This is a genomic window from Streptomyces sp. ISL-99 (genome assembly GCF_018614005.1).
Lineage (GTDB): Bacteria > Actinomycetota > Actinomycetes > Streptomycetales > Streptomycetaceae > Streptomyces > Streptomyces flavidovirens.
Window position 1 is genome coordinate 105,826 of sequence record NZ_JAGGPC010000021.1, and the last position, 25,838, is coordinate 131,663.

At 67.1% G+C, this 25,838-nt stretch carries 27 protein-coding genes and 3 pseudogenes; 22 read left to right on the top strand and 8 right to left on the bottom strand.

Going from position 1 to position 25,838, the window contains the following annotated elements; all coding sequences use genetic code 11:
- Positions 1–25: 25 nt before the first annotated feature.
- The 10 genes from J7E91_RS12615 (at position 26) to J7E91_RS12660 (ending at position 9,760) form a co-directional block, all read left to right on the top strand.
- Positions 26–799: a 2OG-Fe dioxygenase family protein gene (locus J7E91_RS12615; protein ID WP_214902229.1), complete on the top strand. Its 774-nt coding sequence runs from the start codon at positions 26–28 to the stop codon at positions 797–799.
- Between the two features lie 20 nt (positions 800–819).
- On the top strand, positions 820–1,476 hold the full coding sequence (locus J7E91_RS12620; protein WP_214902232.1) for a hypothetical protein: 657 nt from the start codon (positions 820–822) through the stop codon (positions 1,474–1,476).
- Positions 1,473–2,504, top strand: coding sequence for a BtrH N-terminal domain-containing protein (locus J7E91_RS12625; RefSeq protein WP_214902235.1), 1,032 nt, complete (start codon positions 1,473–1,475; stop codon positions 2,502–2,504). The genes J7E91_RS12620 and J7E91_RS12625 overlap by 4 nt, the downstream gene beginning before the upstream one ends.
- A gap of 99 nt (positions 2,505–2,603) precedes the next feature.
- Complete coding sequence (gene lysX / locus J7E91_RS12630) at positions 2,604–3,482, top strand: lysine biosynthesis protein LysX (protein WP_214902242.1); 879 nt, start codon at positions 2,604–2,606, stop codon at positions 3,480–3,482.
- Positions 3,479–4,210 (top strand): sulfotransferase family protein, encoded by a 732-nt coding sequence (locus tag J7E91_RS12635; protein ID WP_214902245.1) that lies wholly within the window; start codon positions 3,479–3,481, stop codon positions 4,208–4,210. The genes lysX and J7E91_RS12635 overlap by 4 nt, the downstream gene beginning before the upstream one ends.
- Before the next feature lie 95 nt (positions 4,211–4,305).
- Positions 4,306–5,535, top strand: coding sequence for a cytochrome P450 (locus tag J7E91_RS12640; protein WP_214902248.1), 1,230 nt, complete (start codon positions 4,306–4,308; stop codon positions 5,533–5,535).
- Entirely contained in the window at positions 5,532–6,296 is a 765-nt protein-coding gene (locus tag J7E91_RS12645; protein WP_214902263.1) for a thioesterase II family protein, read from the top strand. Before J7E91_RS12640 ends, J7E91_RS12645 begins: the two co-directional genes overlap by 4 nt.
- A gap of 21 nt (positions 6,297–6,317) precedes the next feature.
- Positions 6,318–7,478, top strand: a complete 1,161-nt coding sequence (locus tag J7E91_RS12650; RefSeq protein ID WP_214902266.1) for an acyl-CoA dehydrogenase family protein — start codon at positions 6,318–6,320, stop codon at positions 7,476–7,478.
- A 5-nt stretch (positions 7,479–7,483) separates the two neighbouring features.
- On the top strand, positions 7,484–8,485 hold the full coding sequence (locus J7E91_RS12655; RefSeq protein WP_214902268.1) for an acyl-CoA dehydrogenase: 1,002 nt from the start codon (positions 7,484–7,486) through the stop codon (positions 8,483–8,485).
- Between the two features lie 195 nt (positions 8,486–8,680).
- Complete coding sequence (locus J7E91_RS12660; RefSeq protein WP_214902270.1) at positions 8,681–9,760, top strand: winged helix DNA-binding domain-containing protein; 1,080 nt, start codon at positions 8,681–8,683, stop codon at positions 9,758–9,760.
- A gap of 13 nt (positions 9,761–9,773) precedes the next feature.
- On the opposite strand, the gene J7E91_RS12665 is transcribed toward J7E91_RS12660, so the two are convergent.
- A complete protein-coding gene (locus tag J7E91_RS12665) occupies positions 9,774–10,310 on the bottom strand; it encodes a DinB family protein (protein ID WP_251015570.1) in 537 nt (178 codons plus the stop codon).
- A gap of 236 nt (positions 10,311–10,546) precedes the next feature.
- On the opposite strand from J7E91_RS12665, the gene J7E91_RS12670 reads away from it, so the two are divergent.
- From J7E91_RS12670 to J7E91_RS12680, 4 genes are read left to right on the top strand one after another with little or no spacing between them, the layout of a single operon-like run.
- Positions 10,547–11,533, top strand: a complete 987-nt coding sequence (locus tag J7E91_RS12670) for a cupin domain-containing protein (protein WP_214902272.1) — start codon at positions 10,547–10,549, stop codon at positions 11,531–11,533.
- Between the two features lie 6 nt (positions 11,534–11,539).
- On the top strand, positions 11,540–12,877 hold the full coding sequence (locus J7E91_RS12675) for an MFS transporter (RefSeq protein WP_214902273.1): 1,338 nt from the start codon (positions 11,540–11,542) through the stop codon (positions 12,875–12,877).
- On the top strand, positions 12,874–12,999 hold the full coding sequence (locus tag J7E91_RS36740) for a hypothetical protein (protein ID WP_285439065.1): 126 nt from the start codon (positions 12,874–12,876) through the stop codon (positions 12,997–12,999). Before J7E91_RS12675 ends, J7E91_RS36740 begins: the two co-directional genes overlap by 4 nt.
- Positions 12,999–14,447, top strand: coding sequence for a YcaO-like family protein (locus tag J7E91_RS12680; RefSeq protein ID WP_214902276.1), 1,449 nt, complete (start codon positions 12,999–13,001; stop codon positions 14,445–14,447). The genes J7E91_RS36740 and J7E91_RS12680 overlap by 1 nt, the downstream gene beginning before the upstream one ends.
- A 248-nt stretch (positions 14,448–14,695) precedes the next feature.
- Here the strand turns inward: J7E91_RS12680 and J7E91_RS12685 are convergent, their stop codons facing one another.
- Positions 14,696–15,157, bottom strand: a complete 462-nt coding sequence (locus J7E91_RS12685; RefSeq protein WP_214902279.1) for a VOC family protein — start codon at positions 15,155–15,157, stop codon at positions 14,696–14,698.
- Positions 15,158–15,860: 703 nt separating this feature from the next.
- On the opposite strand from J7E91_RS12685, the gene J7E91_RS12690 reads away from it, so the two are divergent.
- From J7E91_RS12690 to J7E91_RS36995, 6 genes are all read left to right on the top strand, one after another.
- The gene (locus J7E91_RS12690; RefSeq protein WP_214902282.1) at positions 15,861–16,133 is read left to right on the top strand and encodes an SH3 domain-containing protein; all 273 of its coding nucleotides are present in this window, start codon (positions 15,861–15,863) and stop codon (positions 16,131–16,133) included.
- A gap of 56 nt (positions 16,134–16,189) precedes the next feature.
- Positions 16,190–16,420 carry a type I-E CRISPR-associated protein Cas6/Cse3/CasE gene (locus J7E91_RS35855; protein ID WP_374224686.1) on the top strand — a complete coding sequence of 77 codons (231 nt, stop codon included), beginning with the start codon at positions 16,190–16,192 and terminating at the stop codon, positions 16,418–16,420.
- Between the two features lie 1,382 nt (positions 16,421–17,802).
- Entirely contained in the window at positions 17,803–18,102 is a 300-nt protein-coding gene (locus J7E91_RS36980) for a DUF6531 domain-containing protein (protein WP_308376444.1), read from the top strand.
- An 88-nt stretch (positions 18,103–18,190) separates the two neighbouring features.
- Positions 18,191–18,739 (top strand): hypothetical protein, encoded by a 549-nt coding sequence (locus J7E91_RS36985; protein WP_308376446.1) that lies wholly within the window; start codon positions 18,191–18,193, stop codon positions 18,737–18,739.
- 23 nt (positions 18,740–18,762) lie between these two features.
- A complete protein-coding gene (locus J7E91_RS36990) occupies positions 18,763–18,930 on the top strand; it encodes a hypothetical protein (RefSeq protein WP_308376448.1) in 168 nt (55 codons plus the stop codon).
- A complete protein-coding gene (locus J7E91_RS36995) occupies positions 18,900–19,877 on the top strand; it encodes a hypothetical protein (protein WP_308376450.1) in 978 nt (325 codons plus the stop codon). Before J7E91_RS36990 ends, J7E91_RS36995 begins: the two co-directional genes overlap by 31 nt.
- On the opposite strand, the pseudogene J7E91_RS12705 reads toward J7E91_RS36995, so the two are convergent.
- The 3 genes and pseudogenes from J7E91_RS12705 to J7E91_RS12715 form a co-directional block, all read right to left on the bottom strand.
- A pseudogene (locus J7E91_RS12705) lies at positions 19,840–20,414 on the bottom strand (IS5 family transposase); the annotation flags it as partial. The gene J7E91_RS36995 and the pseudogene J7E91_RS12705 sit on opposite strands and share 38 nt — an antisense overlap.
- 221 nt (positions 20,415–20,635) lie before the next feature.
- The gene (locus J7E91_RS12710; protein WP_214902285.1) at positions 20,636–21,265 is read right to left on the bottom strand and encodes a class I SAM-dependent methyltransferase; all 630 of its coding nucleotides are present in this window, start codon (positions 21,263–21,265) and stop codon (positions 20,636–20,638) included.
- A gap of 103 nt (positions 21,266–21,368) precedes the next feature.
- Positions 21,369–22,631, bottom strand: coding sequence for a beta-ketoacyl synthase (locus J7E91_RS12715; protein ID WP_214902288.1), 1,263 nt, complete (start codon positions 22,629–22,631; stop codon positions 21,369–21,371).
- 19 nt (positions 22,632–22,650) lie between these two features.
- Here J7E91_RS12715 and J7E91_RS12720 point away from each other — a divergent pair, with 19 nt between their 5' ends.
- Positions 22,651–23,316, top strand: a complete 666-nt coding sequence (locus J7E91_RS12720; protein WP_251015573.1) for a TetR/AcrR family transcriptional regulator C-terminal domain-containing protein — start codon at positions 22,651–22,653, stop codon at positions 23,314–23,316.
- Between the two features lie 201 nt (positions 23,317–23,517).
- Here J7E91_RS12720 and J7E91_RS12725 read toward each other — a convergent pair.
- Positions 23,518–24,003 (bottom strand): annotated as a pseudogene (locus J7E91_RS12725) (tyrosinase family protein); the annotation flags it as partial.
- 52 nt (positions 24,004–24,055) lie between these two features.
- Entirely contained in the window at positions 24,056–24,439 is a 384-nt protein-coding gene (locus J7E91_RS12730) for a tyrosinase cofactor (RefSeq protein ID WP_214902435.1), read from the bottom strand.
- A 71-nt stretch (positions 24,440–24,510) separates the two neighbouring features.
- On the opposite strand from J7E91_RS12730, the pseudogene J7E91_RS12735 reads away from it, so the two are divergent.
- Positions 24,511–25,389 (top strand): annotated as a pseudogene (locus J7E91_RS12735) (IS5 family transposase).
- A 45-nt stretch (positions 25,390–25,434) separates the two neighbouring features.
- Here J7E91_RS12735 and J7E91_RS12740 read toward each other — a convergent pair.
- Complete coding sequence (locus J7E91_RS12740) at positions 25,435–25,743, bottom strand: hypothetical protein (protein ID WP_214902294.1); 309 nt, start codon at positions 25,741–25,743, stop codon at positions 25,435–25,437.
- Positions 25,744–25,838 lie beyond the last annotated feature (95 nt).

The following is a 25,838-nucleotide window of genomic DNA, read 5'->3' on the forward strand; positions in this document are numbered from 1 at the left end:
TTGAACCGCTGAGGGGAAGCCACGCATGCCAGGTCAGGACTCAGTGCTGATCGACAGATCGACGCCCGGAGGTTTACGCGCCGATTACTTCGCTCAGCATGGTTGGGCACACGGCCACCTGCGCCTGCCGGCCGAAGGACACGACTGGAAGCAGTTCGCGGCGTCATGGGACGAACTGGTTCCGGATGCCTATCTCGGTCAGGAACGGTGTCGTCGAAATCGCCGGTTCGGCAGGGTACTCGCCCACCGCGACGGCACTCTGGAACCGCTGCACGGCACCGAGTTCTTCCAGAGCAAAGAGATCAACCGCGCATTCGGTGATCAGTTACGCGTGTTCGAGCCGCTGACGGACACCGTGTTGGCCAGCAACCATTTTCCCCGGATTCTGCGGGAGACCGTCGACCTGGTCAATGAGGTGGCGGGGAAGCAGGACTGGGAACTCGGTATCCATTTCATCCGGGTCTTCGCGGACGCCGACCAAGGTTCGGAACCCGCGCCGGAGGGCCGCCACTCGGACGGTCACGCCTATGTGGCCATACATTTGATCGACCGGCACCAGTGTGTCGGGGGACGAAATCAAGTGTTCCGGAACAACGAGTCGCAGGCGCAGTACTCGGTCACCATGACCGAGCCACTGGAGACCTTGATTCTGTCCGACACGGCGATGGAGCACGACGTCAGCGAGATCCGGCCCGACGAGCTGTCCGAGTCGGGCTGGCGCGACACCATGATTGTCGACTTCAATACTGTGCCCGATCCCGCTGGAGTGGCAGGACGCACGCACAGCTCACTCCAGTGACTGGGGGATTGATGAGTCAAGTGGCAGGCAATTCAGTACTCACCGCCGCCAAGCCCGGCCCACGCGTGCACAGGCTGCCCGGAACGGCGTCGGCACCGGAATTCTGCCTGATCGGCATCGACGACCTGCTCAACAACCGGGCGACGACCAGCGTCTCCGATCTCGATTCCGGACGGCTGAACGCATGGGGAAACTCCTTCCCCGCGGAAGAACTCCCCACGCCCGGCGCCCTGATCGAGGTGGCCGGCATCCCCTTCACGTGGGCGAATGCTCACGCGAAGGGGGACAACGTACGGTGCGAGGGCCAGGTCATCGACATCCCCCCGGGCCAGTACGACTGGATCTATCTGCTCGCCGCCTCCGAACGGCGCAGCGAGGACACGATCTGGGCGCACTACGAGGACGGGCACGCCGACCCGCTCCGGGTGGGGGTCTCGGATTTCCTGGACGGCACACCGGCCTTCGGTGAACTCACGGCCTTCCGCACCTCCAGGATGCACTACCCGCACCACGTCCAGGAGCGACTGCCCACCACAATGTGGCTGACCCGCGTAGGGATGCCACGCCGCGGTATTGCGCAGTCCCTGCGGTTGCCGCGACTGGTCGCGATGCACGTCTTCGCCCTCACGCTGGTGACGGGAATCGACGTGCGACGCGCACAGGGAGCGGCGATATGAGCACCGCCGGCACCACCGCACAGCCGGTCCGTCTCTGGACGCGCGATCTGGGCAGTTGCCTGCACGGCACCCTGGCGACGGCGTTGATCCACGACGGCCACGACCCGGTGACCGTCCTGGGCGCACCGTGGGAGTTCCGCCGCCACCCCGGCGCCTGGAGTTCGGAGGAGTACTTCTTCTTCTCGGAACCCGACTCGCTGGCCAAACGGCTTGCCCTCTTCCACCCGTTCGAGTCGACCTGGCACCGCAGCGGCGGCGACGGACTCGACGATCTGCGCGAGGCCCTGGCGGCAGGCGTGCTGCCCATCGCCGCGGTCGACAACTTCTATCTGCCGTTCCGCCCCGCCTTCCACGACGTGCACGCCGCACATCTCCTGGTGGTCTACCGGATCACGGACACCGAGGTGTACGTCTCCGACGCCCAACCGCCCGCATTCCAGGACGCGATCCCCATCGCCGACTTCCTGGCGAGCTGGGGTTCGCTCAACCCACCGGACGACGCGGACGTGTTCTTCAGCGCCAGCCCCAGCGGTCGGCGCTGGCTGCGGGCACACATGGCGGGACCCGCTCCGGAACCGGACCTCGACTGGGTCGGCCACGTCATCCGGGAGAACGTCACCCGGTACCGGCAGGAGTCCACCGCGCAGACCCAGACAGGGGTGGCGGGCCTCCGTCACTACCTCGACCAGTTGTGCGCCCTCGCCCCCGGGACGGACGCCGCTTCCGAGGCCCTGAGCGAGCTGTACGTCATCAGCTGGAACATCCAGGCGCAGGCCGGCCTGCATGCGGAGTTCCTGCGTACCCAGTCGACTAAATGGCGGATCCGCGAACTCGCGGAGGCCGCGGCCGGCGTGGACGCCGTCGCACACGGCTGGACCGGAGTCCGTATGACGGGCGCACACGCGCGGGTCTGGGAGCGGCACCGGCCCGACGAACTGCGCAGGCACAGCACCGAACTCATCCGCCGCCTCGAAGTCGCCCTCGATCAGCTCGAACTCGCGGCGGACGCGCTGTCCCGACGGACCTGACGCGCAGGTCGGCCGACGTCACCCCCACCACCCGAAATTGATCCGCATTGAATGCGATCTGCACCGAATGCTGTACGGCGTAGATCGGGAAGGGCAACCGTGGACAGAACTGCTATGCCCATAGCCGTAGTCGCCTCCCGGATCCGCCGGGAGGAGCGACTGATCCTTGAGTCGTTCGAGAAGCTCGGTCTGCGCTGCGAGCACGTCGATCCACGGAAGCTGAGGGTGCTGCTCGCCGACGGCCGGCCGCCCTATCGTGCGGCGCTCATGCGCGAAGTGAGCCACAGCCGTGCCGTCTCCGTCGCGACCACGCTGGAAGCGCTCGGAGTTCCCACGTACAACAAACCGGCGGTGCTGGAGATCTGCGGCGACAAACTCCGCACCGCGCTCGCCTTCCACTCCGCCGGACTGCAGATGCCGCAGGCCGCAGTCACCTGGGGAACCGAGGCCGCCCTGGACGCCATGCCCAAGCTCGGATACCCCGTGGTGGTCAAACCGGTCACCGGATCGTGGGGACATCTGACCGCGAGAGTCCAGAACGAGGAGCAGGGCCGGGCCATTCTCGAGCACCGGGCCGCTCTGCCGAATCCACAGCAGCACGTGTTCTATCTGCAGGAGCACATCGACAAGCCCGGACGTGACATCAAGGCTTATGTCGCAGGTGACCGGGTGGTCTGCGCGATCTACAAGAACGCGGTCGACGACTGGCGGACCAACACTGCCATCGGTGGCGCGGCCACACCCTGCCCGATCACCCCCGAACTGACCGATATCGCTGTGGCAGCGGCGGATGCGGTGGGGGGCGGATTCCTCGGCGTCGACCTGTTGATCGACCAGCAGGAGCGGCTGTACGCGAATGAGGTCAACCACACCCCCGAGTTCCATGGCGCCATCGACGCGACCCACATCGACGTCGCGGGATCCATCGTCGAGTGGGCCGTCGCCGAGATCGAGGCGCAGGAAAGGGCGGCGAAATGAGCGCGACCGCCGGCCGCCCCTCGCTGCTCGCCCTGTGGAGCGCGCCCCGCTCCCGCTCGACGGTGTTCTTCCGGATGATGGTGGAACGCCGAGACCTCCTGACGCTGCACGAACCGTTCTGCAACATCGCCAATGACGGCAGCACAGAGGTCGGCGGCCGTGCGGTGAATTCCACGGAGGCCTTGACGGACACGCTGATCGAGCTCTCCGCAGAGCAGACCGTGTTCTTCAAGGACACCACCGACTGCACGTACGACTCCATATTCGGGCGCCAGGACTTCCTGAAGAGTGGACGGCACGCGTTCCTGCTGCGAAACCCGCGGGAGATCATTCCGTCGTTCGCGGCCATCAAACCCGACATGGGCCTTCATGAAGTGGGCATCGAGTACCTGTACCGGATCTACCAGGCGGTGCTCGAAGCCGGCGGCAGTCCGGTGGTCCTGGACTCCGACGACTTCGTCGACCACCCGGAGCGGACTGTTCAGCAATACTGCGCAGCGGTGGACCTGCCCTTCCGCGCCGACGCCCTGCAATGGCAGCCGGGGGAGCGGCCGGAATGGAGCCAGTCCGCCCGCTGGCACGCCGACGTCAGTGCCAGTACCACGGTGCAACGCCGTGAGCGGACGTACGACAGGACGATCGACAACGACCTCCTGTTGCGGCGCTTCTACGAACACCACCTGCCGTTCTACGCATACCTGTGGGAGCGGCGACTCCGGATTTCCTGACTCCCTCACACCGACTCGCCTATGAATGCTGCGCTCTGGCTGATTGAATCCGAGAGGTACGGTAGATGATTATTTCAAAGCCGCCATTCTGTCCCGTGCAGTTCCAGGATTCCGACCTGCTCGACTCCGGATTCCACGCCTCGACGGACATGCACGCACTGTGGGCAGACCTGCGCGAGAACCAGCCGCTCTACCGGGCGGAACCCGGCGGTGGCCGGGAGCCGTTCTGGGTCGTGACCCGCCACGAGGACGTCAGCAGAGTCCTGCGCAGTCACGGGGAGTTCTCCTCCCGACGGGGCACGATCCTGTGCGTGCTCGACCTCAACACAGCGGACATCGCGTCCGACAACATGATGGCCGACACCGACCCGCCACGGCACAGGGAGTTCAGGGAACCGCTGAACAAGGCGTTCGCCCCGCCCGTGGTCGCCACCCAGGAGAAGCTGCTCAGGGACCTGTCGCGGGATTTGATCCAGTCGGCGCTCGACGCCGATGTGTACGACATCGCCCACAAGACGATGATGTTCCCGATGGCCGTCACCGGCACCCTCATGGGCCTTCCCTCCGAGTCCTGGGAAAGGCTCGCGGAACTGGTCATGATGACAATCGCCTACGACGACCCGGACTACTCCACCGGCAACGCGCAGGCCACCGTGCGCCAGGCCCGGCACGAGCTGTTCGAGTACTTCCAGAAGGAGTACGCGCAACGTACCCGCGAAGACGTCGATCCCGATGTCATCGGCGCGATGCTTGCGATGGACCTGTCGGAAGGGCCGATGTCGCAGGAGCAAGTCCTCCTGAACGCCTTCGTGCTGCTCATCGGCGCCAACGTCACCACGCCGCACGCGCTCTGCACCCTGATGACGCTGATGGCCGAGCACCCCGAGCAGTTCCAGGCCGTACGGGAGAATCCGGAACTTCGCGCGTCCTGCCTCCAGGAGCTCCTGCGCTGGTCGTCACCGGTCACCGCACTCATGCGATACGCCGTCAAGGACGTGGAGCTGCACGGCCGGACCATCCGGGCGGGCGAGCCGGTCAGTGCCTGGATCGGTGCCGCCAACCGCGACGAGCGCGTCTTCGCCGACCCGTACACCTTCGACGTCACGCGACGGCCGAACAAGCACCTCGCGTTCGGCCTGGGACCGCACTACTGCATCGGCGCCAACCTGGCCAAGGTCGGACTGGAAATCTTCCTCGACGAGATCCTGGACCTGGTGGAAACCGTCGAGATCGCCGGCGAGGTGCGGCATGTCGCCTCCCACTTCGTGCCCGGCTACAAGAGCATGCCGGTGCGGTTCACACCCCGGAAGACGGAAGCGCGGTGAGCAGCTACCCGATTCACCGGCCCGACGCACGGCTGTGGTTCGACCGCCGGTTCCGCTCCGCCACCGCGACGCACAGTCTTTACTGCTTCCCCTTCGCGGGCGGCTCCGCGACCTACTATGCCGACTGGGTGAAACACTGCACCGGCCCCATCGAACTGGTGCCGGTGCAGCTCCCCGGCCGTGGCGGCAGAATGGCCGAGCCGTCGGCCAAGGACATGGTTCAACTCGCCGAGGAAATCGCCGAGACGATCGCTGCTGAACCCACCCAAGTGCTCCTGTACGGGCACAGCATGGGTGCGATTCTCGCGTTCGAGGTCACCAGGCGTCTCAGGACCCTGGGCCGGCCGGTTCAGCACCTGTTCGTGAGTGGCCGCCCCACACCGACGATCGTCCGTCCGCCGGCTCCCGTCAGTGACCTGCCCCGCCCCGAGTTCATCCAGATGCTGCGCGACTACGGTGCCGCGGACCAGACGGTCTTCGAGCACGACGAATTGCTGGATCTGCTCATGCCCATGATCCGAGCGGATTTCGCAATGATCGAGAACTACCGGTACCGGCAGGAGCCGCTGCTCTCCTGCCCGATTTCCGCGTGGTGCGGAGATGCCGACCCCGAGGTGCCAGTGGCAGCGATGCGCCGTTGGGGGGACCAGACGTCGGGGGAGTTCACCCTCTCCGTGCTGCCGGGCGGGCACTTCTTCCTCACCGAGCACCAGGCCCAAATCATGCGGACGGTGCACGCCGCGATTCGTCGCGTTCGATGACTACTGACAAGGAGTGAGAGCGTGGACTTCGATGTGCCACCGGAGAGCGTCGACTTCGCGAACGAAGTCGAGGAGATCCTGACGGCGCCGGAGACGGGGCGGCTGCTGCAGGACGTTTTTGCCCGGCAGGACGGTATGGACGGCAACCCCCGTGAGCTGTACCGGCACCTGGGCGACGCGGGCATTCTCGCACCCTCCTGGCCGGTCGAATACGGCGGCAGGGGCGCCGACTTCACCGCGACCGTGGCGCTGCTGGAAAAGCTCGTCGCCCACCGGATACCGCAGAACCTGTACTGCATCTCGGTGCAGAACGTCGGTTCACTGATTCTGGCGGCGGGCTCGGAGCACCAGCGCAAGACTCTGCTGCCGGCCATCGCAAGCACCGAACTCACGTCGTGCATTCTGTTCACAGAACCGGGCAACGGATCCGACCTGGCCGGCATCACCACCAGCGCGGTGCGTGACGGCACCGGATGGGTCATCAACGGACGCAAGACCTACAACCTCAAGAGCGCCTACGCCGATATCGCGCTCATCGCGGTGCGCACCGACCCGCAGGGCAGTCAGTACGAAGGACTCACCCTGTTCCTCGTCCCGCTGAACGCACCCGGCGTCGTCATCCGGCCCATCCCCAGTCTGGCCAACGAACAGTTCCACGACATCTGGTTCACCGATGTGCACGTGGAAGAGGACGCGCTGTTCGGCCAGGTCGGCGAGGGGTGGTCGCTGATCACCCAGATGTTCGCCGCGGAGCGCACGGGGCTGGACTACTACGCGCGAGGACGCCACTGGCTGGACCTGGTCGCGGAACGCCTCGACGAAGACGGCCGGCAACCGTCCGACGTCGTACGCGCCGAGCTGGCACGCCACGAAACGAGGATCACCGCCGGCAAGCTGCTGAGCTGCCAGGTCATGCAGAACCTCCAGGACGGCAATGCTGACATCGCACAGTCCTCGTTCGCGAAATGGCACTGCAGCGAATCGGCCCAGCGCATCGCGTGGTGGGCCTTGGACACGCTGGGGCCGGACATGCTGGAACCGGGGTCCGACGCCGGGGACCGCACCCTTGAAGCAGCATTCCGGGAGGCACCCGGAATGACCATCTCCGGCGGGGCGTCGGAGGTCATGCTGGACATTTTGAGCAGTGCCCGGGTATTCGACCACGCCCCGAGGGGGGACTGACTGCGATGGACCTGCGACCTGATCCGCTGCAACAGCGTCTGCGGGACGCGGTGGACACGGTGCTCACGCGCACCGGCGAACTGTCCGCTCAACTGGCGACCATCGGCGTGCCCTCCCTCAACGCACCGGAACGCCTTGGCGGGCTCGCGCTGGGACTCAGCGCCGACATCGTCGTGAACGAACGCCTGGGGTACGCGCTGGAACCGCTCGGCTGCTACCGGGAGACCGCGTTCGCACTCGACATGCTCGACAGCGACGACGCACCGACGGAACACCTGGCGGAGATCCTCGCTGACCTGTACAAGGGCACGCGGCACGCGGTGGTGGTGGGCGCGCGCGGCCCCGCCGGCATACAAGTGAAGCCGGGAGGGCGGTTGTGGGGTGAGTCGGAGCCACTGCCCCGCAGCGCCATCGGTTTGTGCGTGGTACGGACAGCCGACGGCGGCGGCAGTGAGTGGCGCCTCGTGGTCCCGGAGCCCGGCACCTGCGTCACCGAGTCCATCGACCATTTCGGCATGCCCGCCTCGCGGTTGAGGTTCGAGGGAGCCGCTTCCCAGCCTCTGCCCGTGAGCGCGGCCCACTGGGAGCGCGCCCTCGCGGCGGCGAGAGTCCGCCAGGCGGCACTGCTGCTGGGCATCGCGGACCGGATCGTCGATGTGGCACGCGCCCACGTCAACACCCGTACACAGTCCGGCAAACCGCTCGTGGAGCGGCAGACGGTCGCGCACCGGCTGGCACTCCTGATCGGCGAAGCGGACGGCTGGCGACTGGTGCTGAACAAAGCCGCCTGGGAGCTCGACCGCGACGAGCACCCCAACACGGCTGCGGTCCTGGCAGTCGCGGGCGAACACGCGCAGCTCGCCAGTCGCACCGCGCTCCAACTGCACGGCGTGCGGGGTATGCTCGCGCACTCGACGGCGGCGTCCGTATACCGGATGGTGGCCGTGGAGTCCGTACGCCTGGGCACCCCCACCGACCTGTGGCTGGAAGCGGCATCCACCACCTGACACCTGACGCCTGACATTTGATACGCGCCAACTGGAAACCAGCATACGGAACTTGCTGTCGGCGGACGTTCGCTGTTCCGCCGGCAGTCCACCTCTCTCGGTGTAGGCTGAAATGCAGAGTCTGGTGCAGTGTGTGGTTTGTTGGCTGAAAGGAACGGCGTGAAGGTCAGCTGGAGGCAGGTTTTTGCGTGGCGGATGCGGCGGCAGTTCCTGGAGCCGCGTACCCAGCCCAGTGCGAGCGAAGTTGTCGGCAGACTGTGCGGCGTACAGGCGCAGGTCTGGAGTGTCGCCGAGCTGAACGTCGCACTTCGGCAGTCGGCACCCGACCGGGAGAGCGTCAACCGGGACGTCGCCGATCTCGCGCTGATGAAGACCTGGGCGATGCGCGGAACCCTCCATCTGCTGCGACCGAGTGAAGCGGGCGCTTACCTGTCGCTCATGGCGAACACGGGAAGCTGGCTCAAGCCTTCCTGGACGCGGGCCTCCGGCGTTACCCCGCAGCAGATCGACGAGTTGACCGAGGAAGTGGCAGGCATCCTCGACGGGGTGGTGCTCACCCGGGACGAGCTGGTTACCCGGCTCGTGGCCGACAAGCGGTTCGCGAGCATGGAGGAGCGGCTGCGGTCGGGGTGGGGCTCTGTGCTCAAGCCGCTGGCCTGGCGAGGTGTCCTGTGCCACGGCCCTAACCGGAGTAACAAGATCACCTTCACCCTGCCGGCAAGCCAGTTCGGCTCGGACTGGGGCAAGATGCCCGAGCCCGACGAGGCCGCCCCCACGGTGATCGAGGCGTACCTGGGTGCGTACGGTCCTGCCACGATCGAGACCTTCGACCGCTGGCTGTCGCTCAACAGCACGAGCAAGCCGAGGCTGCGCAAGTGGTTCGGGGACATGGGCGACAAGCTGACCGAGGTCGATGTCGAGGGACGCAAGACCTTGATCCTGACGGAGCACGCGGAGGAACTCGCCGGCATTGCCCCGTGCGAAGGAATCAGGCTGCTCGGCGGCTTCGACCAGTACCTTCTCGGCCCCGGAACCAAGGACGAAGTGATGCTCGCGGCAGAACACCGCTCCGCGGTGAGCCGCGCCGCCGGATGGATCTCCCCGGTCGTCGTGCAGGACGGCCGAGTCGTCGGGGTGTGGGAGATCCTCGATCAGGAGCTGGTGGTGACGCCGTTCCCGGACACCGGCCGTCTCCCGTTGAAAGCCGTCGAGAAGGAAGCGGCGCACGTCGCGCGCGCGAGCGGAGTGAGCCGGCTGCCGGTCCGCATCGTCTGATCGGCGCCCTGCTCTACCGCGCCTGCTTGAAGCCGGCGCGGTAGAGATCGCGCAGCAGGGCAATCTCCGCTCCGTGATGCATGACTTCACGATTGACGTGCAGGACCAGGGTCGCCATGGGCCGCTCTCCCCACTGGCCCTCGACTTCTCCTATCGGCCGCTGCATCCCCGCGTCGTCGAGTGAGAGCACCCCTTTGCGCCAGGTGTGGTAGTGCTCGTGCAGTGCCGCGAGACCGTCATCGGCGGTGACCGGCAAAGACGCGGTGTCGATGGTCAGGGACCCGTCGCCGAAGTGTGCGCTGGCTCGGATGCCCAGTACGTGAAAGGCGATGTGGCACAGACGCCAGGCGATCGTGGTCACCGGAGGAGGCTCCGGGACCGGATCCTGCCAGTCGAACATCGCGCTGCCGTCCCCGTCGGTCCGGATCGTCCAGCAGTCCGGCACCGGCTCCCACAGGTATTCGTCGTCGGTGAGACCGGCCAGCCGAGGCATTAACTGGTGGTCCCAGTACAGATCGAGCTGGTCGAGCACTTCGGTACGCCAGATCATCCAGCACTCCTGTCGAGTGGGTCGTTGCTGCGCCAGACGATAGCAACTCGAAACAGTATGTGCCCACACGGCTACTCTCAGTAGCGCCCGAATGTGATGCAGCACGCCGATGGGTTGCCACTTGTAGACTCTGTCGTTAATGTTGCCTCAGTGCAAAAAGGCAACATAGACGACATGGTAATCGGGCAGGCCTATGGTAGTTGACGGTCCATCAGCCTTGCGCAGGGGGGCGACGCGTGATCACAAGAAGTGCCACTGGTCCCGACATCCACGACGCCGGCTCCTTCGGCTGTGTCCCGGAAGAGGGACTCAAAGGGCTGATCAGGCCCCTCCAAGAGGAAGCGTTTCTCGCAGGACACCTCGGAGTACGGCCACTGCTCTGCCGCGGTGAGCCGGGGCGGTTCAACGGCATCTTCGGCTGGGACGATCTGAACGCCATTCTTGAAACCAGCCGAGTCGACCCCTCCCGGATGCACCTGGTCCGGGCGGCACGCGGCATGAGCATGACCTCGTGCTCCGAGCCCGTACCGCAACTGGCTCCCCGAGGACGGCCGTTGAGGCTCCGCCCCGAGGTGCTGACCGGCGCCCTGGCCGACGGTGCCACGCTCGCCGTGGACGGGGTCGAGGAGTTGCACCTTCCGCTGCGGGCGCTCGTCGGCCGGGTGGAGGAGAGCCTGCGCAACCTCGTACAGGCCAATCTGTACGCGAACGTGGGTGGCGCTCCGCAGGGCTTCGACACCCACTGGGACGACCACGACGTGATCATCCTCCAGGTGGCGGGGAAGAAGAACTGGGACCTGCACCCGCCGACGCTTGCCCACCCGGTCGGCAAACTCACCAGTCCGCCGAAGCCACACCCCTCGGACGCCGGCTGGTCCGGGACGCTGAGCGAGGGCGATGTCCTCTATCTGCCCCGTGGCTGGTGGCACACGGTCCGGGCGGCCGACGGACCTTCCCTGCACCTCACGCTGGGCAGCCGGCTGCCTTCCGCCGCAGACCTGCTGCGGCTTCTGCTGCGGCAACTCGCCACGGAGCGCCAGGTGGTCCGCCAGGACCTGCCCCGGTTCGCGGACGCGGCGACGGCAGACCAGTGGTACGCCGAACTGCGGGCGACGCTCGTCGAGGCGGTCCAGGAACCGGGTCTGCTGGAGCGGTTGGGCACAGAGGCAGGGGAAGAGGCTCCAGGGCGTCCGGTATTCACACTGCCGACTTGTTCCGGGTGACCGCCGGTGACAAAGGCGACGGGGAGCCAGCGGCTGTTGCCGACATCGGCGAGAGGTCTGCCGAGCGCGTTCTGGTGGATCTGGCTCAGCATCCTGGTCAACTGGACGGGCGGCTTCGTCGGTCCACTGCTCACCCTCTACATGACCTCGGAGCGGGGCTACTCGGCAGCGCACGCCGGTGCCGTCATCTCGCTCATCGGACTGGGCGGCGTGCTGGGGACGATCGGCGGCGGCATCGCGGCCGACCGCTTCGGCCGCAGGACCACGCTGTTCGCCGCGCACTGCTGGACGGCGGTGTGCATGACCTCGCTCGGCCTGGTCCAGGCCGGCTGGGCGATAGCGGTCGCTGCTTTCGCGATGGGAGCCGGCGCCGCCGCCGCCCGCCCGGCCATGCAGGCGGCGCTGGCAGACGTCGTCCCTCCCGAGGACAGACAGCGCGCCTTCGCCCTCAACTACTGGGCGCTGAATCTCGGTGTGGCGGTGTCCTCCGTACTGGCCGGAGTCATGGTGACCCACGGCTACGTGCTGGTGTTCGTCGCCGATGCCGCGGCCACAGCGCTGTGCGCGGTTCTGGTCATGGCAAAGGTCCCGGAGACCCGTCCGCGCACAGCGCCAAAGGGAAGCCGGAGTGCAAAGGCGAGACCACAACAGAAAGACGCGCATGACGGCTCGGTATGGAAGGACCGCCCGTTCCTCGCGTTCTGCTTCGCCGCCCTGCTCTTCGCCTGCGTGTTCCAGCAGGGGAGCACGATGCTGCCGATCGTGGTGGCACGGGACGGCCACGACCCGACGGTCTTCACCTGGTTGCACGCCCTCAACGGCGTACTCATCGTCACCCTGCAGGTGGCCCTGACACGGCTGGTCCGTGAGCGCTCCAGGGCCGGGACACTGCTCGCCGCGTCGCTCCTGCTGGCCGTGGGGTTCGGCCTGATGGCCTTCGCGGACGGCGTGGTCGCGTACGCCCTCTGCGTCGTGATCTGGACGTTCGGCGAGATGCTGCAGGCACCGGCGGGCAGCTCGGTGGCTGCCGACCGTGCGCCGGAACGACTGCGCGGCCGATACCAGGGCCTGTACGGGACGGCCTGGACCGCCGCCGCCTTCCTCGCGCCGGCAGGCGGTGGGCTCCTGCTCGACTCCGGCGGCCCTGGGGTCCTGTGGGGCGTGTGTGCCGCCCTGGCCGTCGTCGCCGGTGTGATCTGGGCCTGGATCACAGGCCCGCTATCCAAGCTCGCACGCCACGAGTTCCGCTCGGGCGTGCGTGCCGGGAACGGTTCCCCGTCCCCGGCCGACTCTCCCTCCCGGGAGAGTCATTCGAATACCGAGTTGAGAGGGCAGCCATCATGAACGCTTTCGAGATGGAAGACCAGGACGAGCAGTTTGTTCTGAACAACTGCGTCTCCGCGTACCTCGCCGACGAGAACGAGGAGTTCGTCGTCGACAACTGTGTAGCGGCGTACCTGTCCTAATGACAGAAGAACGCCTTCGGGCGACCGGCCGGGGCACCCTCGCGGTGCCCCGGCCGGGCCCGGTCGCGACACCCGTGCCTTCCGCACCCGAACTGCCCCCCGATGTCGTCACGCGCCTGCGAGTCTTCAACGGACCGGGGCCGACTCCCCCCACACTCCGTCTGGCCGTCGCGGACATCGCGGACCACACACGGACCATGCCCTGGCAGGCGGACAGACAGGCCTTCGGCATGTCGTGGACCAGTCCCGGGCAGGCGAGCCGCGCCGCGGTGGGCGAAGCCGTCGAACGCTACTGCGGCACCTGCCCGCCGGACCCCGAGGCTTTGGTCCACGGCAGCCACCAGCAGTTGCTCCGCCGCGGCCTGAACGCCCTGGACCCGGCACGGCTCACGCTCTACTCACCCACCCAGTACGAGCGCCAGGACTTCCCCTTCGCCCCGTTCCTGCCCGACACCCCGGTCCACTGGGTCCGCGGCATGTCCCTGACGCAGAATGCGGAGGTGTACGTCCCGGCATTCGCCACCTACACACTCTGGCGCCGTATGCCCCGCAAGCACGAGGAGGCACGGCACGCCTTCCCCGTGATCGGCGGCATAGCCGCCGGCACGGACCACGAACACGCGATCGTCTCCGGACTCGAAGAAGTAATCGAACGCGACACGGTTGCCGTGTGGTGGGCGAATGCCGTACCGCCGCCCCGCCTCCCCGTCACCGACTCCTTCCGCGAGCTCATCGGCCCGGCACTGGACGGGTTCGAGGTCGATCTGACGTACCTGGAGAACCAGTTCGGCCTGCCCACCATCGGCGCGTACGTCCGCAGCAAGGCCGAAGGCTGGCTCACGATGGGCTTCGCGATACGGGCGGGAAGCGCGGAGGCCGCGGCATCCAAGGCCCTGGCGGAGGCATTCTCCCTCCAGCTCACCTGCCGGACCCTCAACACCCCGGAAGCCCTCGCACGCCTCGCCGACGGCTACCGGAACAGAAACAACCCACTGAAGCCGTGGCGCCCCGACTCCTCCTACCTTGATGCCTACCGCGCGGACGGCCGGGACGCCGTAGAACTCCTCTGCCACCAGCAGCTCTACCTCGACGAACGCGCCGCACAGCGCTCCCTCGCCTGGGCAGCCGCCGGACCGGACGCCACCTGGAACGACGTCCCGGCCCTACCGGACTCCTCTCCCTCGCCTTCGCCCTCGCTGAGCACCCTGCAGGCACGCATTGAGGCGGCCGGACACGAGGTGCTGTACGTGGACCTGACGACCCCCGAAGCCGAGGCCGCAGGGATGAAGGTGGTACGAGTAATCGTCCCGGGCACGGTCGGCACGGCACCGGCCGCGTACCCCGCTCTCGGCGGAAGACGGATACAGGATGCAGCGGTACACCTGGGATGGCGCGAAACACCTTTACCTGAGCACCAGTTGAATACTTTCCCCATCCCCCATTCCTGAAGCCAACCGCATACGGACGACCTCGCGTACCTGCCCTGACCCACCACAAAGCCCCTCAGGGCAGGACCTCTTGCCTGGCTGTGGACGTCTGACGGCGTGATCGCTCCGCCAGCATGCTGATCTGCGACGGGTCCGGCATCCGAGCGGTGAGGGTTTGCCGTTCTGCGAGCCCGGCTTCGCGCCCGCCTCACTGCCGGACACGTCGTCATCGCCGACTGCCGCGGTTTGGTGATTACAGCTGAGCTGCGTCAGTCCAGGCAGAACTCGTTGCCTTCGAGGTCGGCCATCACGATGTGGCCGACGCCCAGCGGAGGAGTGGGCTCATGCCGACGTATCCGCGTCGCTCCCAGCGCGACGAGTCGCTCGCACTCGGCCTCCAGCGCCGCCATCCGCTTGTCTCCCTCCAGTCCGGGAGCCGCACGGACGTCGATGTGGACGCGGTTCTTGGCGACCTTGTCCTCCGGTACCTGCCGGAAGAACAGCCGTGGACCGTTCCCGTCCGGGTCCTCGATGGCCGACCTCGTGTTGCGCTGCTCCTCCGGTACGCCGGCCTGCGCGAGGAAGTCGTCCCACGCAGCCAGCGGGTCGGCGTCCTCGGGCAGGTCGACACCGGGCGGACCGGGGTGGACGTAGCCCAGCACATCGCGCCAGAAGGACGACAGTGCCCGCGGGTCGTGGGCGTCGAAGGTGACCTGAAGGTGATCGCTCATCGGGTTGCTCCGTTCGCAGCGGGTCTCGTGTGTGCGGATACCCCATCGCGCAGCAGGCAGACCTCGAACAGGCGGTGGATCAGCCCAACCACACGACGCCTACCAGCGCGCCGAAGCGCGAGGCGAATACGCCGCCGCAACGCACCCCGAGACCTATTCCGATCCGAACGGCCTGTATTACGGCGGCAAGGACTGAGGTGGCGTCAGTTACCCGGGCGTTGGTCACGAATGAAACGAGGCAGCCTTTCAGCTCGGCACACTGCTACAGCAGTGGCTGCAGAGAAGACCACAGGAACGCGAGCGCCAGCGCCAGCGGCGAATCGTACAAGCGGGCTCGGCGTAGACACTCGTTCGATCTTCTCGTCGTCGTGCCGCGCCCATGGACACCCCTCCGCCCGGTTCGTCGGGTCGTACCCTGCCCCGCGTGATCAGTCGTGGGCCCTTGCGGGACGTCGCTGTGGAAGTGTCGCGCGAGGGCGATCCGTCGGCATTGGCACCCAGATACGCGGCCACGGCTGGCTGGCGTTCAGCACCGGAGGCAGGCCGCAAAGACGACGCGGGTGATGACACGCGATGCCTGCGACCCGGCCGTCGGCATATGACAGCCTCCAGCATTTCCACGGTCCGACGATCTACTCTGCGGTCACCACGCCCTTCACGGGTGAGGTGATCAAGCGGCACCAACCACGACCTGGAGGAAGAGATGGCCAGCCCGCAGCAGCCATTCGGCACTGTCGTCAGCAGCATCGGCGTCAATCTGCGCAAGTACCCCAGCACCGATTCGGCGGTCACCGGAACACTCCATCATGGCGCCCAGATCGGCCTGAAGAGCAAGGTCCGTGCCCAGGTCATCGACGGCAACGGTATCTGGTACCTGCTGCGGGACAAGCCCGTCTGGGTTGCGGCGCGGCACGTGGAAAACACCGGACAGGTTCCCCTGTCCAAGGATGTGGAGCCCGTGCAGCCCCAGGGCTGACAGATTGTCCGCAGAGGGCTTCGAGCACCCGGCCTCGACCAGGCGGCAAACCGCTCATAGAGAGGCCCCGACCGCCTCCGAAGCAAGCCCATGGGACACCAACTCCGCCCGCGAGGTCGAACGGCAAAGGACGACGCGTCACCCTCCACACCGCCACCTTCGAAGGACGCCTGCGCAACACCGACCCCGCTGCATTCAGCGCGTGCCTTGTCGAAGGCATCGGCCCCTCCAAGGCATACGGCTGCGGCCTGCTCACCCTCGCCCCCTCCCGCAGCGGAGCAAACTGAGCCATGCCCGATATCTGGTGGATGGAAGGCAGACCCGCACGACCTGCTCCGCATCGTCGGCCGCGTCTCCAGCGTGTACGTGGAACGAAGCCACCTCGACCACGACGAAAACGCCGTTGTCAATGAGACCGCACAGCCGGTGTGGTCTTTGCGGCGGGTGAGGCAACACCCGTGAGCCCGGCCGCGCATCGCGAAGGCTACGCGCATGCGTCTTTCCGGGTCGTTCTCTGGCGGGGTGCTTCAGGCGGCGTCTTCCGTGTTGATGTCCCTCTTTCCGCGTGAGGATGACGGCTGAGGCGGCGCCCCTGTTTCTGTCGTCGCTTTGTCCAAAGCCCGGCAGGCGACCCATGCCCCGAGCAGTGCCCCGGTGAGCAGCCACGGAACGTACCAGAGCGAAGCCAGCCACGTTGGGTGGAAGAGCGCCTGGATATTGCTGGCGACCATGGCGAGTCCGAGCGCCCAGCAGAGCGCTGCCCCGGGTGGCCGAAGCGGCTGTGTGCCAGTCCGTTCGCGTCACCAGCGTTCCGTCGGGTGCCACAAATCTCTTACGCAACGCTTCTGCCCAAAACGATTCTGCTCAGATCAGACAGACGTATGACCTCCGCGCCGATGCACGGGGGCCCGTCGGCAGCATCACCCAGCTGTACAGGCAAGCTCTCGGCAGGTGGACGCCTGCAGGCCACTTCGAGCGTCGGCGTTGCAGGCCGAGGCGTCGTAGACCTCCGGCCCGTAGAGGCCCCCCACGCGCTGGGTGTCGGCGGTTCCTTCGCTGTAGGTGCCGACGCTGACTACCGGTGACCGACTGCGAGTTGCTTCGCTGAGTGCTCGCGAAAGTTCAACGGAATGTGTTCAAACGTGTGTGCAGTAGCAACTGTTACCGAGCGGCAACACTGTGGTTTCGGGTGTCCGGGAGAATCCGGCATCGCGGGGGAGTGCCGCTGGCGATGTGCGTCCGGCGGCCGTGGGGTCTGCCGGTTTCGTCTTCCCGGGGGAAAAATGTTTCCACCTGCCATGGGCACGTCGTCTCGACGTGCCCGGGTGCGAGCAAGACGCCTGTTCACCGCGACAGTCGCGGTCCTGGCGGTCACGGCCGGCGTGATGCCCGCAGTGGCCGCACCGGCCGATGAGAAGACGCCGCCCAAGTCGGTATGGGGCAAGGACGCTCCGAAACTGACGTGCCGCCGGTCAAGGTCGGATCGACAAAGCCCGTCGAGCCGCAGGCTGAGGCCGCTCCGTCCAAGGAAGTGGCTGAGTGGCGAGCCGCGCAGAAGGAACGCGCCCGGTCCTCACAAAAGGCGCGCACCAGCAAGAGCGGTGGGATGTCCGCTGCGATTTCAGCTGACGCCGAGTCGATCCCGTACGCACCCTCAGGTCACGGCTCAGTGCTGTGGCATCAGATGTCGAACTTCCGGATCACGGACTCCCTGGTTGCCCGGGTGGATTACTCGAACGGCAACCTGATGCTGGCCGGCACCGACTGCGACGTCGCGGGCGTGGCGCAGAAGCTTCAGCTGTCGCGCACGTACAACTCGTTCGACGCCCCGTGGGGCAAGGTCTCCCAGCGCTGGTGGCAGGGCTACGAGCGCTACCTCCAGATTTCCGCCTCGGAAATCATCCTGTACGACGCCACCGGGGACGCACTGCGCTTCACCGAGCAGCACGCCACGAAGTACGAGCACTGACGCGGACGGGAAGGTCACCGACGCCAACGACCGCGCCTGCTCCAGGACCTACGACGCCAACCGCAACATCGCCACCACCACGGATGCGATGGGCGTGGACGGCGTGGGCGCCAACGTGACCACTTACGGCTGGGACGCCCGCAACAACCCCACCTCGGCGAAGCTGCCCACCGGAGCTACGTCCGCCGTCACCGGCTACCAGACCATCGCCGGCACGGACCTTCCCGGCTCCATGACCACCCCGGACGGCGAGGAGACTGCCTTCACCTACGACACGGCCGGCAACACCGCATCCGTCGCGGTGACCGGTACCGGCGGTGGAACGCGGAACTTCACGTACAACAAGACCACCGCGACCTGCGGCGGTTTCGAAGGCCAGCGCTGCAGCGTCAAGGACGCCCGTGGCAAAGTCACCTCGTTCACCTACGACGCCAAGGGCAACCTGAGCAAGGTCACCCCGCCCACCCCGCTCGGCGTAACGACGTACACCTACGACGACCTGGGCCGGCCCGCGACGGGCAAGGACGGGCGCGGCGTCACCACCCTTTACACGTACGACTACCGTGACCGGGTCACCAAGGTCGACACCTCGGGCTACGCCCCGTCACCTATTCCTACGACGGGGACGGCAACCTGAAGCAGCGCTCCGACGGCACCGGCTTGACGTCGTACGACTTCGACCCGCTGTCGCGTGAGACGGTGCGTACGCTGCAGAACGGCTTGCAGACTCGTCTGACGTACACGCCGGCGGGCAACGTCGACACCTACGAGGACCCGGCCGGTGTCACCGACTACACGTGGAACAAGGCAACAAGCTCTCCGAGCTGAGGGACCCGACCGGCAAGCTCACCACGTACACCTACAACAACAACGACACCCGCACGAAGACCACCTACCCCGGCGGCACCGTGCAGGACGTCACGCTCGACAAGTCCGGGCGTCCGACCGCCATCAAGGCGACGTCCCCCAAGGGGACGTACACCTATGACAGTGCTGGGCGGATGACGCTGGCCAAGGAGACCGCAGGGATCACGCTGAAGACCACGTGGGTGTACTGCTTCGACGCGGCCGGCAACCTCACGTCCCAGTCTGACACCGGCACCTGCCCCGGATCGGGTTCGACGTTCACCTACAACGACGCTTCACAGCTGACCGCGAAGAACGGTGTAACCACGGGTTGGTCCTACGACAAGGTCGGCAACGAGACCGCCGGGGCCTCCATCACGGCTGAGGCCCGCACGGCTGAGAAGTGGTCGGACTACTCCCAGCTCACGTCTCTGACCGTGGGCGGCAAGACGTATGGCGGTCAGTACGGGTCCACGGACCAGAGTGAGCGGATCAAGCTCGGCGACACGTTCTTCCACAACGGGCCACTCGGCCTGTCCGCGAAGAGCGCCGCGGGTGTGGACATGGGATGCAACCGGGAACCCGGGGGCACGCTGAATTCCATGACGACCGGGGGCAAGAGCTACTACTCCCTCACCGACGCGCTCGGCTCCGTCATCGCGCTCGCCGACGAAGCGGGAACCAAGGTCAACTCGTACTCCTACAGCCCTCGCGGCGTCACCCGCGCCGCCACGTCCGAGAGCGCCCCGCGGCCGCACCGGTTCGCCGGTGGTCGCCGACGCATGGACGGGCGGGCGGGCGCTGGCTCTGAGAGTGCGAGGGCACCAGACCCCGCACCGCGAAGGCCGCACCAGCACCGAGTGCGGCGCCCACTAGGCACTGTGCGGCGGATCATGTGCGGAGCCATAAGCGGATCGCTGCTGCGGTGACGGTGCCGTGGAAGACATAGGCCCGTTTGTCATAACGAGTGGCGACGGCACGGAAGTTCTTGAGCCGGTTGATGGTTCGCTCGATCTCGTTGCGACGCCGGTAGCGCTCGCGGTCGAACCCGGTGGGCCTGCCGCCGGTGCTGCCTCGGCGCCGGCGGTTGGCTCGCTGGTCTTTCGGCTCCGGAATCGTGTGCTTGATTCTGCGTCTTCGTAAGTAGTGGCGGTTGCGGCGGGAACTGTACGCCTTGTCGCCGCTGACATGATCCGGCCGGGTCCGGGGCCGTCCGCCCAGCGGCCGGGGAACCCGGATCCGGTCCAAGACCTCGGTCAACTGCGGGGCATTGCCCCACTGCCCCGGCGTGACCAACAGGGACATGGGACGGCAGCCGCCCTCACCAGCGAGGTGGATCTTGCAGGTCAGACCGCCCCGGGCCCGTCCAAGTCCCTCATCGGGGCGATGGTGCCGGGGCGTCGTCCTTTTTTCGGAACCCGCGGCCGGCTCTTGCGGGCGCCTGCCGCGTGCTGATGGGCCCGGCAGCAGAAGTCCGTCGACCTGGGAATTCCCACCTTCCGGGGGATCGCTGCTCGCACCACTGCAGTGGCCGCACCGCCTTCGTAACCTGGACGGTTGTCACCTCCGGCGATGCTCAGAGGACGACGGCACCGATCGGAACCGATCGGCCAGAACACGGCGCTTCAGACGAGCTTCATCCGCGCGGACGATCTACACCACCCCGCATCAGGCCACCGGCCACGCTCTACGGGCGGCGGGCCAGCAAGTGGGTGTCGAGGAAGCCTCGCTCGGACGCTGGGTCGTGGAGCAACCGAGCCACCGTGACGAGCCCGGCCCCGGCCAGCAACTCGGCAAACTGCTCCGCCGGCCAGCTATAGGCGGGCGCCACCTTGTGATCGAAGCGGACCGGCTCCGGCCCCTCGGTCCCGAAGAAGGACACCAGGAGCAGGCCCCCTGGTGCCAGTACACGCACCTGCTCAGCGAGCAGCGCGGGCAATTCCCCAGGTGGGGTATGGATCATCGAGTAGTGGGCCAGCACGCCACCGAGCGCGCCGTCCTCGACCGGCAGGGCCTCCATTCGCGCTTCATCGAACCGCAGCGCCGGATGGGCCCGCCGGGCGTGGTCGACCATGGCCGGGGAGAGGTCGAGCCCGAACGCGTCCAGCCCCAAGTCGTGCAGCATGGCCGTCAGATGCCCGGGCCCGCACCCGACGTCGGCGGCCCGCAGGTTCCCCGTTCCACGCACGAGCTCGGCGAAGGTGCCGATCATGTTCCGCGCGAACGGCTGCGTCTCTAACCGATTGGCGAACATCGACGCATAGAGCTCGACGACCCCGTCGTAGGCCGCCCTGGTCTCGTTCTGGTGTTCCAACACGGGAAGGAAAGTACACTCGCGCCGTTCGCAGCCGTTCTCCGGCCCCATACCGACCCTTCCCCTCGGCGGCGACCCTCCACGGACAAGGGTGCGTTCGCGTGGGTCACGATGTGGTCGAGGCTGTACGGGACGCGTGGTGCCGTGCGCCGGTGACGATGAGTGAGACGTTCTGCCCACCGAAGCCGAAGGAGTTGCTGAGCACGGCCTCCTGGGGGACGTCTCGTCGCTCTGCGACGACATCGAGGTCGATGTCGGGACCGACGCCGGCCGCGGTGAGGTTGCGAGTCGGCGGGATGACGCCGTGCTTCACACTGAGGACGGCGATGAGCGCCTCGATCGCGCCGGCTGCGCCAAAGAGATGGCCGAGCGCCGCCTTGGGAGCTGTCACGGTAGCGCGGCCGAAGACCTCCCCGATCGCGTGCGCCTCGGCGACGTCACCGACCGGAGTCCCGGTGGCGTGGGCGTTGATGTGGCTGATCTGCTCGGGAGCCAAGCCGGCTTGCGCGAGGGCCTTCCGCATAGCCGAGATCTGACCAGAGCCGTCGGGAGCGGGCGCCGTGATGTGGTGAGCATCGGCGGCGATGCCAGCGCCCGCGAGCACCGCGTGGACGCGCGCGCTCCGGGCGTTGGCATGCTCGGCGCTTTCGAGCACCACGACAGCGGCGCCTTCACTGAGGACGAATCCGCTGCGATCCGCGGCGAACGGCCGTGACGCTGAGGCGGGTTCGGCGGTGTGCCGCGACAGCGCTTGGGCCTGGGCGAAGCCGGCGACGGTGATCGGGGTGATCGCGGCCTCGGTCCCGCCCGCGATGACCACGTCCGCCTCGCCTGCACGGATGAGCCTGGCCCCCAGGGCGATCGCCTCGGCACCGGAAGAGCACGCCGAGACGGGCGTGTAGACCCCGGCCCGTGCGCCGTACTCGATACTGATCAGCGCCGCCGCTGCATTGGGCATGAGCATCGGGACCGTACGTGGCGAGACGCGCCGCGTCCCGGCCGCCTCCAGTACGTCGTCTTCCTTCAACAGCGTCCGTACGCCCCCGATGCCCGTGCCGATCGCCGATGCGAGCCGGTCCGGGTCCACGTCCGGGGCGCCGGCATCGGCCCAGGCTTCGGCCGCCGCAGTGAAGGCTGCCTGCTGCGAGCGGTCGAGCCGCCTGGCCTGCACCGGCAGCAGCAATTCAGCGGGGTCGATCGCCATCGTCCCCGCGACGGTGTCGGGAAGGCCGGCGTCCTCGTGGCCTCGCAGGACGCCGCCGCGGATGCCGGACTCGCCGGCAAGCAGGGCGTCCCAGGTGGACACCACGTCCCCACCGAGTGGCGTGATCGCGCCGAGTCCGGTCACGACGACTTCAGTCCGTTGCATGTCCTTGGACCTTTCTTGTATGCGATACAAGCGAACGAAGTCTTGTTGTATCACATACAATTTGGGTGTGGAGACGAAGCGAACCGAAGCTCGATCAACGTCGGCTCGGTCGCGTGACCGCGGTCGCGCGACCAGGCGCCGGCTGATTGAGGCAACTGCACAGCTGTGCAGGGAGCGGCCCGGCGCTGAGGTGAGCGTCGCGGAGATCGCGAACGCGGCAGGCGTCTTCCCCAATCAGGTCACCTACTACTTCGGCTCCAAGGACTCGCTGCTCGTGCACGCCGCCTTTCTCGGCTTGCTGCACGACGCCCGACGGATTGAGCGCATCGGTCGCCAAGCCCCCGATGCGGCGACATTTCGACGCAACATCGCCCGCGCCGTGCTCGCCATGCCCTCGCTCCCATCGGTCGCGCGAGCACTCGCCGCCGGGATCTCCAAGCCCGAACTCGCCCCCGTGGTCGACCAGCACCTCCAGTTGCTGTTCCGACAATCCGAGCGCTTCGTGAGCCAGCTCATCGACAGTCGCGGCTGGAGGACCCGTCGACCGCTCAGTGTGGAGGCCAGGACGTTCTGGAGCACCGCGCTCGGCGCAGTGCTGCTCGTCCGCGCCGGGGCACACGGCACTGTCGCCGACCTCGACCTCGCCGGAGCATTGACCATCCACGACGAACCCGAGCGCGGCTAGCTCAGTCGAACGGGCCTGCGGCGGAGACGTGCGCGGTTCCCGCGCGACGGTGGCCTTGTCGCGGTCGGCGTGTTCGCCGTCGCCGACGAACTCCACTGGTGCGGTTAGAGCAAGGCTTCAAGAATCTGCTGGCCAGCAACACCTAGGGATTGACCGTCCCGTCACCTGATCACGGGACACCCCCAGTAGTTCGGAGAAGGGCATCGCGAGTACCGATTCGACCTCCGCGCGAGTGGGCAGCTGCTGGCCGCCGGAGCCGAGGGCTCGGCGGAGAAAACCGCGTCCGTCGACCCGTACGGACACCGGCCACTTGCCGGCGGTGACTGCGAATGCGCCGTCGCTCACTTGCCCGTCCCTGCTTCGGCCGGTACCGCCCAGGAAATCGGCCGCCCACAGAGAGGACGTGGGGGAGCGGTCCACAGTCCAATCCCAGTAGGGCGGTGCCACGTCTGGGTTCACTGCCTGGAGAGCCTGCTCGAACTGTATGAGGAACCTGCGGTGCCAGGGCAGGAAGGACGGCGAACGGTGGCCCACACGGTCTCCGTTGTCGGTGTCGCTCATGATGAACGCGTTGTGGGTAGTAACGAACGTGTCATAACGCCCGCTGCGTTTGAGCTCGAGCAGCGCGTCGACGAAGCGGCGCTTCTCGGCGGGGGTGAGGTTCGCCTGGTTCTTGCGTACGGTCATGGGAAATGCCTTCGGGTTCAGGGTTGGACGGCGTTGCTGGACGGCGGTGCCGTCAGAGCAGGGGTTCGAGCTGCGATCCCTGAAGTTCGACCACGGCGGCGCGAGCCACGGCCCGCGGGCTGGTGAACGTCTCGTAGTGATTGATCACGCTGATCCACGTACCGTCGGCGTTCTGCATCACGTGCAGCTCCTCGCCGTCGATGTGCACGGAGTAACCGGCGCCGTGGTGTCCTCCGTGATGCGAGGGCGCGCCTTGTATGCGGCGTCCCTTGAAGGACTCGTCGAACGGCTTCGGCTGTGCGGGTGTGTGCCCAGAGCCCTCCGGAGAGTGGGCTTCCCCGTTACCGTGCCCGGCGGCCGGAGGGCCGGATGGCTCGGCCGTTCGCGCGAAGCCCGTCAGGGCGAGGCCGGCCAGAGCCGTGGCGGAGGCGCCCAGGGCGCGACGTCGGCTTAGGCACTGTCCGGCGGATCATGTGACTTTCTGGCTGGTCGCTCGTTGGTTCGGTCGTGGGGCGGGGGGATCTAACGAATCGCGAGTGGTCGGTGCTGGAGCCGCACCTACCGCCGTTGGGTGGCCGGGGGGCCGGTGGAGCGATCAACGCATGGTGATCAATGGGATCCTGTTCCGAATTCGGACCGGTGTCCCGTGGCGTGATCTGCCGGAACGCTACGGTTCCTGGAAGACCGTCTATGAACGGCATCGCCGCTGGTCGGCGGATGGCACCTGGGACCGGATCATGCAGGCGGTCCAGGCCGAAGCCGATCTCGCGGGGCGGATCGACTGGTCGATGGTCGGCGTCGACTCAACGTCCTGCCGGGCCCATCAGCACGCGGCAGGTGCCCGCAAGAGCCGGCCGCGGGTTCCGAAAAAGGACGACGCCCCGGCACCATCGCCCCGATGAGGGACTTGGACGGGCCCGGGGCGGTCTGACCTGCAAGATCCACCTCGCTGGTGAGGGCGGCTGCCGTCCCATGTCCCTGTTGGTCACGCCGGGGCAGTGGGGCGATGCCCCGCAGTTGACCGAGGTCTTGGACCGGATCCGGGTTCCCCGGCCGCTGGGCGGACGGCCCCGGACCCGGCCGGATCATGTCAGCGGCGACAAGGCGTACAGTTCCCGCCGCAACCGCCACTACCTACGAAGACGCAGAATCAAGCACACGATTCCGGAGCCGAAAGACCAGCGAGCCAACCGCCGGCGCCGAGGCAGCACCGGCGGCAGGCCCACCGGGTTCGACCGCGAGCGCTACCGGCGTCGCAACGAGATCGAGCGAACCATCAACCGGCTCAAGAACTTCCGTGCCGTCGCCACTCGTTATGACAAACGGGCCTATGTCTTCCACGGCACCGTCACCGCAGCAGCGATCCGCTTATGGCTCCGCACATGATCCGCCGCACAGTGCCTAGATCAACGCCTGGGCGGCCCGTGCCCGTCACCCCTTGGAGGCGGCCTCCCGGATCAGCGGCTCGAACTCCCGCCGCACATAGCTGTCGAACGGTTCCGTCAGGGCACCGTCGATCACCCGCCGCACCCGGTGCTCCGCCGCGAACTCCTTGATCGCTGCGCGGGAGTCCGGCTCCACACCCCCGCCAATGATCAGCACCCCGAACTCCTCGGACTCCAACAGCTTCCGGGCCTCCTCGTCGGTGCTCACTCCCTCCGCGTCAAAGCCGTCCGCGCGCAACGTGGCCAGCACCTCCGTCACCCTGGCGGGCGTCCTTCCCAGCACCAGCGTCCTCATGGCCGTTCCTCTCAGGTACGTCGACATCTGCGCACCCGAACCTAGAAGCTCAACCCGACTTGAGGTCAACCCCAACTCCTGCCCCACCCCGGCAG